Source organism: Frigoribacterium sp. MEB024 (genome assembly GCF_000878135.1).
Lineage (GTDB): Bacteria > Actinomycetota > Actinomycetes > Actinomycetales > Microbacteriaceae > Frigoribacterium.
This window is the reverse complement of sequence record NZ_JXQZ01000013.1, coordinates 27,409-40,109: the sequence shown is the minus strand read 5'-3', so window position 1 is coordinate 40,109 and position 12,701 is coordinate 27,409. Positions and strand designations below refer to the sequence as shown.

The following is a 12,701-nucleotide window of genomic DNA, read 5'->3' as shown; positions in this document are numbered from 1 at the left end:
TCCGCCCGGTCGGCGCCCTCCGGGGCGCGGTGCGGAACGTTCGACCCGTCTGGCGGAGGGCGTGGGATTCGAACCCACCCCAGCAGCGTCCGCTTAGGTCAATCAATACCTAAGTGCCCTTACTTACGGGTTCTACGGACGCAATTCGGTTTGCCACTCGGCCGTTCGGTCTTAGCAGTTGTGGGCATTTTGTGGGCAAGCCCTGAACACGTGGCGCTAGTCGTCGCCAGCCCCCTCGACGAGGGCTTGCAGGCTCATCAAGGCTTGCCCTAGCCGCGCCGTCTCTCCCGTCGACCTGTAAGCCCGAGTCATCGCAGTAGTTGAGTGACCAACGATGTCCATGGCCAGGACTTCGGGAACTCCGGCCTCATAGAACAGGGTGACCGCGGCGTGCCGAGCGTCATGCAAACGGGCCTGAGGCACCTGCAATCCACGGAGCGAGATCTTCCACGCACGATTGTCCACGGAGGGGTCGATAGGCGCGCCCGTCACACCCGATGCGGTCCACATCAGTCCGTGCGGATTGGCCTCAGTCATGGCCAGCTCGCGCCTCGCCTCGAAAGCAACGCGGAGGGAGCCGACGAGAGGCACCTGCCTCCACCCCGCTGCCGACTTCGGACGGGTCAACCACAGCCCCCCGGTGAGGTGACGGCTCTCGAAGCCCGCAGGCGCGACTACGCGCTTGTCAGGGCAGTCGGCCCCTCGATTCCACCCGCACCTGCCGCCACATCCGTGTGTCCAGGTCAGTCGCTGCAACTGCCACGACAGGTCAAGCGAGTCACCAACGCGGTCTAGCTCGAGTCCTAGAAGCTCACCCTGCCTGGCACCCGTCAGCAGCGCCGCCGCCCACCGCGACCCGAGACGGTCACTACGGGAGGCATCGATGATGGTCCGAGCATGGGCTGCCGTAAGGACCGCAAGGTCAGGCCGCGTCTTCCGAGGAGGACGGACCTGCTTGGCTGCATCCCGATACGTGTGCCCCTCTCGATGAGCAGCGGCGAGAGCTATGGCGAGAACACGGTAAGCGTGTAGCGCGGTGGTCGACGAGAGTCCTTTGTCGAGGACGGCGCTCGTGACGCCCCTGACGTCTGCCGCGCTCAGCTCAACAAGTGGGACCTGCCCAACCTGAGGCAGAAGATGGTTGCGCACCGTGCTCTGATAGTTCGCCGCAGTCCGAGGCTTGACCTCCCGACCTGCTATCTCCACCAGCCAGTAGCGCAACCACTCACCCGTGCTGCCACTCGGAACGAGCGGGGGCGTCACCAACAGGGCGGGGACCTTGGGCCGGCGTATAGCGCTATCCCTGGTATGAATGGCCAACTCAAGCGCCCGCAGTGCGACTGCCCTGTCCTTGCAGCGAAAGACTTGCCGTTGTCGCTTGCCCTCCGGTGAGGGGGGCAGCTCGAGGGCCGCTTGCCAGAACCGGAGGGGGAGGGTGTCATCGGCGGGCACACGACTGATGGTGCCGGTTCCCTTTGCTCTTCTCATGCCCCGATCTAAGGGGCTCAATCCGCCTCGAATTGCCTTGTTACGGCGCGCAAGAAACATCAAAACCAGGTGTGAGTGCCAACCATGTCGATCTGACTAGTAGCTACTCAGATCTGGCCACTCGTGTGACGACGGAGAGCCGGGCACGACCCCCTCCCCCCGCGTCTGCACGGCCCTCGGGCGGCATAGTGCCTTTTCACACACGGAGTGCGTCAGATCGGCGGGTAGCCCGCGAACTCGACTTGAGGGTCTGTCATCCCTATAGTCATGACGCTCGCGACGGTTGTTGCGGCTGAGGGGGAACCTTGAAAAAGACCATCACTGCTGGCGTCGTCGCATGCCTCATGCTCGTCCTGGCGGGCTGTTCGGAGCCTGCCCCCTTGCCGCGGGTGCCGGATGTTATTGGGATGGATGGAGCGGCCGCTGAGGACGCCCTGGAGGATTACGAGGTCGAGTTCGACGCTGGTGACGATCACGTCTTTGTACGGTCGAACTGGAACGTGGACAGCATGGCCCCTTCTGCTGGCTCCCCTCTTGAAGAGGGCGAGACGGTCGTCCTAAGCGTGAGCAAGCCTGGCACTGACGAGTCGCCGGAGCCGAGTGAGACCAGCTCCACGACCGCACCTGCTGCGGCACCAGTGCAGCCTGCTGAGCCGACCATCACGAGTGGCGGTCTTGACGCTGGCTGGGCCGTAACCGCGTGCGACCAGTACGGCAAGGACACGTATGTCTACGGCTGGGATGGCGACTGGTTGATCGATGGCACGAGTCAGATTGTCGACGACAAGTGGTTCCTCAAGGCCGGCGCTGACATCACCAACGCTTTCGGGGCGGAACGTCGTGCCACTGTCGAATGCACGGTCGTCGGCTCGAACGGCGCACCGCTCGTCGAATCTTTCCTCGATTACTAGGACTGGAGCACCAAGTGTCAGATGTAACGCCGTCGATAGACACTCGTCCTAAAATCGACTCGAAGGCCTTTGTATGCCCCTTCTGTGGTGTGTATAGCTCGATGACATGGATGCCAGCCAAGGCCCTCCAGCGGAATTCTTGGACCGAGCTCGGGGATATGGTCGAGATAGAACCAGGAGTTAGTGTGCGGCAATCAATGTCAGGCTGCCGCTGCACCAACTGTGATCGACTCAGCATCTGGCATGGCGACGTGATGATCTGGCCGCGAGAGGCAGATGGTCCGCTCGCGCACCGTGATATGCCTGCGAATGTTCGCGAATTGTACGAGGAGGCCCGTCTTGTAGCCCCGCTGTCGAGGCGGGCAAGTGCGGCTCTTGCGCGCGCAAGCCTGGAACGCCTGTTACGCACACTGGATGATGAGGCCCCTGCCAAGGCGCGACTTGATGAGCGGATCGCTCGCCTAGCTCCGAAAGTAAGTAGTGCCCTCGCTCGCAACCTGACGGTCCTCCGCTACATAGGTAACGACGCGCTCCACGGCACCGACGAGGAGGCTGAGCTTGTGGCCCTGTACCTCGACGCGAGTTCAGAAGCAGGTATTGCGGACGTCATCTTCTCGGCTATCAATGAGCTAGTCGATGAGCTGATTACGAAGCCAGCCGAGGCCGAGCGTCTCTTCATGCAGCTACCAGAAGGGGTCCGCACCGCTGCCGAGCGTAAGGCCAAGGCTGCAGGCGAAGACATTACGAAATAGCATCGCCCAGGCATGGCGCGCCTCTCGCTCAAGGGGTTGTCCCGAGCTGGACTCAGGCCACTTGAGCGAGTAAGGCGGAAGCTTGCACTGGTCGGGATGACTCGTCTTGTGATGCGGCGTCGGCGGTCGGAGTGATCATTCACGCATGGGTGTGCGAGGAAGTGGCGAAGCGGCAAGGTCAGCCCTGAATAGACCCGTGCCGAGCCATCCCCATGCGCACGCACCAACGCCTGGTGCTCATGGCTTCTGGGTCGTCCAGGTCAAGCCTGGTCCGCCGCTTGGTTGGGTCACCGCACGCTCAGCCGGCAATGGCCCTCGCTACCACTGCTATGCCTTCTGCCGGGACGCTTCAGGGCGTCGGCCATGGCTGCGCGAGTTCGACAGCCTGAACAGCGCCGTCGCTTGGATGCTTCAGCATCTACCCGAGATCCGCGACCTCATCAGCCGGTCCAACCCTGAGCCCGACCACTGATAGCAGCCCATGCGGCGTCATTAATCAACCTGATCACATTAGCGTCTTGTATATTGCATAAAAAGCTGCTGCCGTAAGGCCAGCTGCCGTAACAAGTCGCACGAGAAGGTCGAGAAGGATGACCGCTCCATAAAAAACTCGGTGCTGACGCCTAAGCCGAGCCACCCGTTGATCTTTCTTCGTCGCGGCATGCACATGGTCGCTCACATGAACGAAATAGTCGAAGAATAGGGTGCGCCTTAGGAGCGACTGAAGAAAGCTGAACCCCGGCTCTTTTGGTTCCCCTGGACCCGGTTGAGTTGGCATTTGCTGAAGGGGGCGCGCCCCTTCGACGCCGTCCTCGTGGTCATTTAGGACCTGATAGACATCCTCGGGAGTAGTACTCGACGCGGGCTGTTTCGGAACGGCGTCGTCATCCTCCCGATCCATCTTCACGCCGCGTTAGCAAGCATGCGCAAGCGATACTTCAGGGCATCGAAGGAGACGCCGAGCTGGTCGGCAATCTGGAACTGTGACAACCCTTCACTTTCAAGCTGCTGGATAATCGCGCGAGGCATCAGTAGGTTCCCTGCGAACTCGTTTGCCCAGATCTCTTCGGCGTTTCCCCGGTCGTTGTCGCTTCGCTTGTCGATGTAGGCCATGTCGCCGTCGAGGCGACTGCTGCGGTCGACGTAGTGCCCCAGTTCGTGAGCTGCCGTGAAACGAAAACGGTTAGCAGGCTGGTCTGCATCAAGGAATATTTGAGGACGCCCCGACCCTGCTGGCTTGACCAACATTCCAAAAACGTCGTTGCCGAGCTGAGCGGAGAACGTTTCAACTCCCACCCGGTTCGCTATGAGTATTGGGTCCACTGGGTATGAGTTCTCGGGCCAATTTGCCTCGAGGAGCGCCTCAGCCAATTCGCTGGCATTCCGGCGCAGTTCGCGAATGGACCCGAATTCACTTGGAAGGGTCATCGTTCGGTCCTCTACGGGGTCTGTTCTCACGTGTGCTGAACGGTAATGAACCGACCGGTTTGCGTCGGTTCCCCATGCGGCGCGTCGGCGCATCCTGGGGCGTTTGATTTTAGCCACAATCGACCTTTCGATGGATAGGCGCTGCTCGAACGGGCTCTGGTTGCAACTCGCTTCGTCCTGAGGAGGTCGCGCCAACCAATGTCGTGTGACGACGCGACATGGGGCCTAGCTCGGGCTTTGACGACGAATGGCCTCTCACGGTTCCCCAACCGTGAGAGGCCACAACCGATGAGGTCGTCGTTCCTCGCCTGTATTTTAACTCAGAACATCGTCACGGACCAGCAGACGCGGCCTGGTTGTTACGCCCGGACAGCGGGTTAGACGTCGCCGTCCGGACCAATTAGAGCCCGAGCGCCCCGATGTTGGTCAGGGCAAGCTCTCGGTATCCGGCAGGGTTGGGGTGTGCGGTGTCGGCCATGAGTGTCGCGGCTTGGAGTGCCGCCCACGTCCACCGCGCCTGGTGGTCGATCAGAGCGACACCCTTCTCGAGCGCAACCTCGTAGAGGGCGTTCGTGTACTGCTGATAGCTGCCATTGTCAGTCAGCCCTTGCACCGGGTTCGCGGTCACCAGGACGACGGTTGCACCCCAGCTAAGCGCCTCGGTGACGACGGCACTTGTGTCCGCTTTGTAGGAGGCGAGCGGACGGGGTGAGGAACCTCCAAGGCCGTTGATTTCCGAGCAGATGAACACCAGGTGCGGGTTGAACGCTCTAGCCACTTGCAGGGTGCCGAACTTGGAGTTGGTGTTGACCTGCTCCATGGTGGTGCTGCCGATTCCGAGGTTCCGAAAGCTGACGCCGGTTGTGCCGGCTGGGTAGCCAACTTCGATGTCGAACACCTGCGCGACGTTCCCCGTGGTGGCGGTGACCGCGACGACGTGAGTCGTGTTCGCCAGGCCCGTGAACTCGCGCACCACCCGACCGGTGTCACCCGTGCCAGGCGTGACCGTGACCGCCGTGCCCCCGTCGATCTGGACAGTGAACGGGCCACCGAAGTCGTTGTGGCCGATCCTGACGACGGTTCCGGTGTGGGGGCTGGTGTAGGTGACCGCCCCGCCTGATGCTGCCGCTTGCATGAGACCGGACGCGGCGACGGGTCGAGTCCAACCCGTCGAAGCAAACACCATGTGCGGGTCGACCTGCAGGAGGGCACTGTCCTTATTCAGTTGGCTGGCCCCGGGGTTGGCAATCGGGTAGCCGCGCTGGGCGAGAATGCGACGGAACCACGACGGCCAATCCGTCTCACCGGGGGATGCGCCATTGCCCGCGACGGTGCTGTCTCCGAGGAACGCGACGCGAGCTTCCCCGGTTCCTGCGGCTGCCCTGGCGAAAGCGCCACGAGCTGTGCGAAGTTTCGTCGGGTCGAGGTTGAACACGGATTGGGTGGGATTGAATCGTGCGGCCCGTGCGGTGTCCGTTGTCACGTAGCTAGGAGTGCCCTTGACCACGTTCACAGCGTCGGTGGTTCGTGCGTCGAGGTTGTTGAGGACGACGTCGGGAAGCTTGCCGGAATCGGGGTCGGCAGATACGAGGCGGGGAGTGCCCATGGTTTGTCCTTTGTTTGGGTACGACAAAGGGGCCACCCGGAGTGGGTGGCCCCTTAAGGGAAATTGCGGGGAGGGGGATCTAGCGGACTTGCTTGCCCATGCGGGCGGTCATAGTGGAGTTCGTGTCGGCGGCCTGGATCTCGCCGCGGACACGTCCAAGGAACTCGCCGCTATCCAGCACCAGCGTGCCGACGAAAGCGCCGCCCGAGCTACCTGAGGTTGCGTTGGACTGATCAAACACAGGAGCAGCCGCCATGCTCACTCGTGCCCGTGCACTCAGGGGTGCGGTCTCGATTACCGGGGCAACGAGTGTCGGAGTGGCGGTGAGGCGTCCCATTGCGCTCGAGACGATGCCGGCTGACTTGTCGAGACCATCAGCGAAGCCACGTCCGACCATGACGCCGATGTCGTCGCGGAAGACCCGAGACGGTGAGTTGATGTCCAATGCTCGTTCCGCCGCAGTGCGCGCAGCGTTCGCAAGCTCCGCAGCCCTGGCAGCGACCCGCCCGATGCCCCCGACCATGCCGGCAATGAATCCGTCGACTAGGTTTCGGCCTGCACCGACAAGAAGCGACCCTGTGTTCCCAAGGGCAGAAACGGCTCGAGGACCGAGCGTCGCAATAGTGGAAACCGCGCCGCTGATACCGCCCGAGATCACAGAGCCAACGGTAGAGAGCGCATTCCGGACCGGAGTCGGCAGGCTGTTGAACACCCGATCAAAAGCTGACCGGACCGCCTCAACACCCGTTTCGACTGTCAACCGAATCGAGGTCAGTGCGTTTCGGAACGTGGAGGCCAGGTCGAAGATGAATCCGCCAATTGCTTGGATGACGGGGCCAAGCTTCCCTGACATGGCCTGCTCGACGAAGTTGACGGCCCCCTCCGTGCTGCTGAACGCATCCGCAAGTTGGGGCAGGAGTACCAGAGGGCCGGGGAGTGCGCCAAGCAGGAACGCGAGTGCGTCTCCGAGTCCCTTGAAGGCTGCGACGCGCTGGTCGAGTCCTGTCGCGTCGCTGTAGACCACATCCACGAGCTGACCGAAGAGGTCGATCAGGGGCGGCAGTGCTTGCGTGATCAGCGGTGTGATCGCGGGCAGGATCGGCAGCAGAGCCAACACCAGTTCGCCCAGCGCGGGGATGATCTGCGGCAGTGCGTCTGTGGCCGTATCAAGGAACGTCTGCGCGAGATCCTGCAGGCCGGGGAGGTTGTCACTAATCGCCGGTCCGAGGACGTCCGCGACCTTGCCACCGAAGTCGCCAATGCCGCGGACGAGGGCGGGAATGTGCGGCGCGATCGTTTCGACCGCCTTGCCGATTCCGCCGAAGAAATCAGCAAGCTTGCCCGGATCGCCGTTGATGAAATTTGCAATCGAAGTACCAGCATTTTCAATTGCTGGGCCGACCCACTTTGCGAACTGATCTGCAAACGGCTGCGCTTTTTCGGCAAGGGAATCGACCGCGGTAGCAAGCGTTCCAAAGAATCCCGGAGCGGCAGCAACTAGCGGATCGGTGAATTTTGCGCCGAAACGCCCCAAAGCTGCCCCAAGGTTAGCGAGAGCGCCCCTAGCCGTCTCGCCCCCAGCAAGGGCGGCACCAGCAACGTTTTTCTCAATTGCAGTACGGAAATCCTCAGCGGAGATCTTTCCCTCAGAAGCCAAGTTTTTGACTTCATCAGTCGTGATGCCAAGTTGGTCCGCCAAGTACTGATAGATCGGGATGCCCTTTTGGGCCAGAATCTGCAAGGAATCGTTGTAAGCGGCACCAACTGTGGTCACGTTGTTCATGACGCTGCCAATGTCGCTGAGAGAAGACCCGGCAATGGCCGCCGTATCCGCCGTGATCTTCAGGTATCGCGTCAGTTCCTGGCCTGGCTTGATGCCAGAGGCGATAGCAGAGGCGGCCGTGGTGGCTGCTTCATCAAGACCGAACGCCGTTCCCCTGACAGATTCAAGCGAATTCTTCATCACCTCGGTGATGGTCTCCGCATCGTTGCCTAGGCCTCGGAGCTTCGCCTGAGCATCTTGAATGTTTAAAGATCGAGACAGGCCCTTGCTTAGAGCGACACCCGCAGCAAGACCAACGCCTGAGAGAGCTGCGCCCCCCACAATTGCCAGTGGTTTTGCGATAGCTCCGACAGCGCCGGCAAGACGACCGCCGAAGGCCTTGCCTCCCGCGTCTCCCGCGTCACCGAGGGACTGCGAGACGTTCTTGTCGACTGACTTGTTGAAGCCCTTGAACTGAGGGACGACCTCAACCCAGGCCTGGTAGTTGCTGGCTGCCGCCATGAGAGATCTCCCGTGCAGTAGGTCTGCTGCGGGAGATCAGCGATGGATGTGTGACTGGTGTGGGCGGGCGCCCGGTGAAGAGGTGGAGGGGGCTACCAGGCGGAGGGCAAATTGAGGGCTTTACGCAGTCCGTCCTCGAGGTCGGACCCGCTGCGGTGTGTAGCGGGGTGGCTACCTTCCCCGCGAATGACCATGCGCGGCTTCGCAGCAGATGAGGTCGCCAGCCATCCGGCGAGTGAATCCGCGGATTCGGCAAGAGATGCCTCATCGTCTCCGGTCAGGAAGCGGACGGCTTCGGGGGGCAACCCTGCCCGTCCTGCTATCTCGACACGTTGCGCAATTGCTCTGGTGAGGTCCGATGCACCGGACGAACTGCCGGCTGCGATGCGTTCGATCTCGGGGCTGTTGAGCCCGATGCCGTCGGCCATGTCTTAGAACCGTCCACCAAGCTCGCGGGGCAGCCGAACGTCTGTGGGCGTGGCCAGGAGCTGGGCGAAGGTATCGGTGTCAAGCGGCCCGTTCCCGCTTCCGTCTTCCTTGACCATTGCCCACAACTCGTGCAGGTCGGCCTCTGTCTCGGGGTGCTTGGCCACGTAGGCGTCGACGACGTTGATCCACATGCGGTCCGGCTCAAACGCGGCAGCAAGAATGGCGCGGGCGTGGAGGTTGTCACCAGACCGCTCGGAACGTTCGAGGGAGCGCAGTGCCTCTGCCTCATCCTTAAGCGTGTCTGCGCGCTGCTGGGAGTCACGGAATGCGATGACGGTGGACGAGTTGGCTGCCTCGCTAGGGCGCAGCCACAATCGGTTCTGCTCAATGCTGCTGCGGCGGGCTTCGAGCTGCTTGACCCGGTCGGCGTCGATCTTTTCTTTCGTGGCCAGCGCTCGGTCGTACTCCGCTTTGATCTCCCCGAGCTTGCCCTGATCAGACAGCATTCCGTCGCCACGGATCTGTTCGATGCGGGCCTGGAACTCGCGGCTGTTGAGGTTGGCGTTCTTGTAGCTGGTGGAGCTAATTGGTGAAGGCATGGGTGTCGCTTTCAGTTGGGCCGGCGCGCGGCGATGTAGGTGAAGGCGTCCGGCAGGTCAATGACCCATTGCCGGTCTCTCTTGGTCGCCGGGAGTATTCCGCCAGCGATGTCGTTTCGGATGGTTCTTGGTGTCACTCCGAGCTGCTTTGCAAGATCTGTTGGGGTGACCCAGTTACTACGTTCCCGTTTTTCCTCCGACTGGCTTGCAGCTTTTCCGTCGACGGAATTTCGCCAGGTGAGGGCTGCTTGGTAGACGGCGAGGAGAACGGCGTATCCCTCCTCGTCGCGTCCACGAGCTTTCACGCGGGCCGGTTCGAGTTGGCCTATCTGCCAGAGAATGGCCGCGTCTCGGCCCTCGAGAACGAGTACGGGCTGCGTGAGATGGCGTGCTGTCATGACGCCTCCTGCTGCGGGACGAATGGGTTGTTTTGGCTCGACATGGCAGATCGTCGTTCTCGCCACAGGCTGTGCAGCTCATCAGCCAGAAGACGCGTGTAGGTGTGACGGGGCTGGTAGGGGCGCGCAAGCCGGTTGCGTCTAGGCACGATTGCCTCCTTCGGATTCGATGTCAGGTAGCGCGGCCAGCAAGGCGCGGGCGTTGGATTGCAGGTCTTCCTCGAACCCACCTCGGATGGCGAGGTCGTCCAACGTGATGAGGAGCGTTCGGACGATTCCCTCGAGGACCGTCTGCGCGTCGATGACGTTTAGTTCGCCGAGAGCTTTCTCTATCTCGGCGTCCCTAGATGGCTTGTCTCTCCGCAGGACCAGGCGCATGGCCGCGCGAGAAGCAATGTTTTCGATGGGATTGAGCGGTTGCATCGGTCGCATGATCAGGCCGTCCTAGCTGCGTGTTGAGTCAGATTGGCGGTGTCTTCGCACGTTGGATGGATGCCGTGGTGAGCGACGGCCGGATTGAGGCGAAGTCCGCAGGAACGACACAAAGCAACAGGGGAGTCAGCCTGTTGCGCAGTTGCTTCTGTTGCCTTTGTTGCTTTTAGGGGGTTAAGAGCAACAGAAGCAACAGGTGCAACAGATGTACGCACTGACGGGGCTGTTGCTTTCGGCAGATACGTCCCGTGCCCCGCCTTGTCGATGAGTCCGCGCTTAGCAGCTCGCGTCAGGTAGGTGCGGACTGCGTTGGCTGGCAGGTTCGTTTCGTCGGCGACGGCTGCAGGCTTGATGCCCTCGCTGTGGCGGCTCACGCACTCCACGACCGCGCCAATTGCCTCGCCAAGATCGACGTCGTCAGGCTTGTTTACGATGTCCGACACCGAAATGGTGGAGTCACCTAGATAGTCCACGCGAGCTACCTGAGCCTGAGTCCCGTCGTCTACGGGGACTTGAGCCGAGACCAACTGGAAAGCAAACGAGTCGCCCCGGCTCTCGCTGTAGTTCGACTTGTCCACCGTGCCAACTCGCTCGCCGGTCTCTTCATCCGTGGCGAAAAGAATGACGCTGCGGGCGGTGTCTCGGAAGGCGTGGCTGCCGCTAAGTAGGTCGCGGGTGTCGCCCTGTCCCTTGCGAAAGTGCATGAGCGCGACGATGGCGACGTTCATCTCCCCGGCAAGGGTTGTGAAGGGGTTGAGCGCTTTCCGCACCTCGGATGTCTTGTCGAGGTTCGCCCCGTCCATCATCGAAGTCAGTGGGTCGACGATGATGAGTTTTGCGTTCGTCTCCTCGATCGCTTGACGAATCCGAGGGAGATCGTCCGCAATCGACGGCACTTCGCTTAGCTCCATCCCTTCGACGTGCGTCTTGATGGTCATGGCGTTGATGCGCTCCATGACGGCATCTGCGGCGTCGAGACGGGGGCGCACGACGGTTCCTAGGTCGTCTTCGTGGCCCACCAGGAGGACGTTCTGAGGGCTGCCTTCGAACTCTCCTTGCAGCAGCCCCCTCGTGACGGCGCTCGCGAGCCAGAGTGAGAACGTGCTTTTTCCCTCACCGCCTCTGCCAGCGAAGATCGTCGCGGTGCCCATCGGGATGCGTCCATTCCAGAGAAACGTCTGCCGTTGCGGGCGCACGAGAGATAAGGGAGTCAGGGCAAGCGTTCTCGTCGGCGGCTTGGCCGGCTCAGTGCCATTTCGGGTCATGCGGTGTGGTCCTTGGTGTTCGGTTCGGGCCGGGAGAAACCCAAAGACTCGGAAATAGATGACATGCGTTGTTCGTGTCGTTCAGCTCGCTCGTGGTCGCCACGTATGCGGCTCAGGTCGGCAAAGCTCCGCGGATCGCGCTGAGGGGGTGGGGTGCGTCGGCACATCTCGGCGTAGAGCCGGTCAGCCTCACGGTTGAGGTTGTCGACCTCGTTCTGGCGGGAGGCCTTGCCCTGCTCATAGGCGAAGGTGAAGAACTGCAGAAGCGAGGGCGGAAGTTGGTACGCCTCGACCTCTCCGGTGAGCAAATCCACGCCCAACTGCTCGAGGTAGCGTTCCGCCCCTCGGCTCAGAGCGATGCGGTCTGGATACGTAAAAGCGGGAGCCGACGCTTCACGCGCGGCTCCCGCCTTGTCACTATCCATGCGGCTACCTAGGGCCACTCCGATGCCGCTGCGGACCGTTCTGCGCGCCCCGCAGCCGACAAGAGTTGCACCGCCAGCTTCTTTGATTCGGAGGGCGTCAGATGCTCTGTGATCTCATACCGGCTGTGGTTCGTGATGAGCACGACGGACTTTTGGTCGCCGTTCATGCCTGTTGTCACGGTCGCCATCTCACTGCACCCCCGCGACGGTCATCGCTGCGAGAAGGCTTGTAACGCGCTTTTTCCGCGCGCCGTTTTCCCGCAGCACCGGCGTCAAGGCGTGCGTGTTGTTCAGGTGGTCGGCAACACCCTGCGCGTCTTCGTGGGCCTCGAGAATCTCCGCCATTTTGGAGACGGTGAGGGGGCTGGTGTCGTGACCCATAACCCCGTAGACAGCCCATCTGCCTTCATGCTCGAAGTAGTCGACCGAAAGCTGCCAGTCGTCGCCGTTCTGCTTCCAGGCGGTGAGGTAAGTGCCTGGTTCGGACGGGGCGTTGTCGATGATTGTGAGCGCGTCCACCGAAGTGGGGGCTGTCGCTTTGTCAGTGGCGGGTGCGATGATTGACTCAGACATTGGTTCTCCTGCTTCGTGATGGTTGCGTGGTGGACCTGGCCCCGTCCGCTCCTGCAAGAGCGGCGGGGTCGTTCTTTTTCTGGGTGGCCCAGATGTGGGCCTTCCGAGACA

At 61.7% G+C, this 12,701-nt stretch carries 13 protein-coding genes; 2 read left to right on the top strand and 11 right to left on the bottom strand.

What is annotated here, in order from left to right; genetic code table 11:
• Positions 1 to 216: 216 nt before the first annotated feature.
• Positions 217 to 1,488, bottom strand: coding sequence for a tyrosine-type recombinase/integrase (locus SZ60_RS17845; protein WP_197073488.1), 1,272 nt, complete (start codon positions 1,486 to 1,488; stop codon positions 217 to 219).
• A gap of 305 nt (positions 1,489 to 1,793) precedes the next feature.
• Here SZ60_RS17845 and SZ60_RS16285 point away from each other — a divergent pair, with 305 nt between their 5' ends.
• Both SZ60_RS16285 and SZ60_RS17375 read left to right on the top strand, forming a co-directional pair.
• On the top strand, positions 1,794 to 2,399 hold the full coding sequence (locus tag SZ60_RS16285; protein WP_197073487.1) for a PASTA domain-containing protein: 606 nt from the start codon (positions 1,794 to 1,796) through the stop codon (positions 2,397 to 2,399).
• Positions 2,400 to 2,653: 254 nt separating this feature from the next.
• Positions 2,654 to 3,151 (top strand): DUF4145 domain-containing protein, encoded by a 498-nt coding sequence (locus SZ60_RS17375; protein ID WP_231567039.1) that lies wholly within the window; start codon positions 2,654 to 2,656, stop codon positions 3,149 to 3,151.
• A 903-nt stretch (positions 3,152 to 4,054) separates the two neighbouring features.
• On the opposite strand, the gene SZ60_RS16760 is transcribed toward SZ60_RS17375, so the two are convergent.
• The 10 genes from SZ60_RS16760 to SZ60_RS03145 form a co-directional block, all read right to left on the bottom strand.
• A complete protein-coding gene (locus SZ60_RS16760) occupies positions 4,055 to 4,579 on the bottom strand; it encodes an ImmA/IrrE family metallo-endopeptidase (protein ID WP_043593600.1) in 525 nt (174 codons plus the stop codon).
• Positions 4,580 to 4,979: 400 nt separating this feature from the next.
• Positions 4,980 to 6,185: an SGNH/GDSL hydrolase family protein gene (locus SZ60_RS16755; RefSeq protein ID WP_082059824.1), complete on the bottom strand. Its 1,206-nt coding sequence runs from the start codon at positions 6,183 to 6,185 to the stop codon at positions 4,980 to 4,982.
• A 79-nt stretch (positions 6,186 to 6,264) separates the two neighbouring features.
• A complete protein-coding gene (locus SZ60_RS03170; protein ID WP_082059823.1) occupies positions 6,265 to 8,469 on the bottom strand; it encodes a tape measure protein in 2,205 nt (734 codons plus the stop codon).
• 92 nt (positions 8,470 to 8,561) lie between these two features.
• Complete coding sequence (locus tag SZ60_RS17065) at positions 8,562 to 8,897, bottom strand: hypothetical protein (protein ID WP_156155465.1); 336 nt, start codon at positions 8,895 to 8,897, stop codon at positions 8,562 to 8,564.
• Between the two features lie 3 nt (positions 8,898 to 8,900).
• Positions 8,901 to 9,497 (bottom strand): hypothetical protein, encoded by a 597-nt coding sequence (locus tag SZ60_RS03165; RefSeq protein ID WP_156155464.1) that lies wholly within the window; start codon positions 9,495 to 9,497, stop codon positions 8,901 to 8,903.
• An 11-nt stretch (positions 9,498 to 9,508) separates the two neighbouring features.
• The gene (locus SZ60_RS16750; protein WP_082059822.1) at positions 9,509 to 9,895 is read right to left on the bottom strand and encodes a helix-turn-helix domain-containing protein; all 387 of its coding nucleotides are present in this window, start codon (positions 9,893 to 9,895) and stop codon (positions 9,509 to 9,511) included.
• Positions 9,896 to 10,036: 141 nt separating this feature from the next.
• Positions 10,037 to 10,318, bottom strand: a complete 282-nt coding sequence (locus SZ60_RS03160; RefSeq protein WP_156155463.1) for a hypothetical protein — start codon at positions 10,316 to 10,318, stop codon at positions 10,037 to 10,039.
• An 11-nt stretch (positions 10,319 to 10,329) separates the two neighbouring features.
• Positions 10,330 to 11,592, bottom strand: coding sequence for an AAA family ATPase (locus SZ60_RS16275; protein ID WP_082059821.1), 1,263 nt, complete (start codon positions 11,590 to 11,592; stop codon positions 10,330 to 10,332).
• Positions 11,589 to 12,017: a hypothetical protein gene (locus SZ60_RS17060; protein WP_156155462.1), complete on the bottom strand. Its 429-nt coding sequence runs from the start codon at positions 12,015 to 12,017 to the stop codon at positions 11,589 to 11,591. Before SZ60_RS17060 ends, SZ60_RS16275 begins: the two co-directional genes overlap by 4 nt.
• A 189-nt stretch (positions 12,018 to 12,206) precedes the next feature.
• Complete coding sequence (locus SZ60_RS03145; protein ID WP_043593589.1) at positions 12,207 to 12,590, bottom strand: hypothetical protein; 384 nt, start codon at positions 12,588 to 12,590, stop codon at positions 12,207 to 12,209.
• Positions 12,591 to 12,701: the final 111 nt, after the last annotated feature.

Coding starts and splice junctions, on each gene's coding strand:
- SZ60_RS17845 (WP_197073488.1), bottom strand. CDS start 1,488: ATGAGAAGAGCAAAGGGAACCGGCACCATCAGTCGTGTGCCCGCCGAT.
- SZ60_RS17375 (WP_231567039.1), top strand. CDS start 2,654: ATGATCTGGCCGCGAGAGGCAGATGGTCCGCTCGCGCACCGTGATATG.
- SZ60_RS16760 (WP_043593600.1), bottom strand. CDS start 4,579: ATGACCCTTCCAAGTGAATTCGGGTCCATTCGCGAACTGCGCCGGAAT.
- SZ60_RS16755 (WP_082059824.1), bottom strand. CDS start 6,185: ATGGGCACTCCCCGCCTCGTATCTGCCGACCCCGATTCCGGCAAGCTT.
- SZ60_RS03170 (WP_082059823.1), bottom strand. CDS start 8,469: ATGGCGGCAGCCAGCAACTACCAGGCCTGGGTTGAGGTCGTCCCTCAG.
- SZ60_RS17065 (WP_156155465.1), bottom strand. CDS start 8,897: ATGGCCGACGGCATCGGGCTCAACAGCCCCGAGATCGAACGCATCGCA.
- SZ60_RS03165 (WP_156155464.1), bottom strand. CDS start 9,497: ATGCCTTCACCAATTAGCTCCACCAGCTACAAGAACGCCAACCTCAAC.
- SZ60_RS16750 (WP_082059822.1), bottom strand. CDS start 9,895: ATGACAGCACGCCATCTCACGCAGCCCGTACTCGTTCTCGAGGGCCGA.
- SZ60_RS03160 (WP_156155463.1), bottom strand. CDS start 10,318: ATGCAACCGCTCAATCCCATCGAAAACATTGCTTCTCGCGCGGCCATG.
- SZ60_RS16275 (WP_082059821.1), bottom strand. CDS start 11,592: ATGACCCGAAATGGCACTGAGCCGGCCAAGCCGCCGACGAGAACGCTT.
- SZ60_RS17060 (WP_156155462.1), bottom strand. CDS start 12,017: ATGGATAGTGACAAGGCGGGAGCCGCGCGTGAAGCGTCGGCTCCCGCT.
- SZ60_RS03145 (WP_043593589.1), bottom strand. CDS start 12,590: ATGTCTGAGTCAATCATCGCACCCGCCACTGACAAAGCGACAGCCCCC.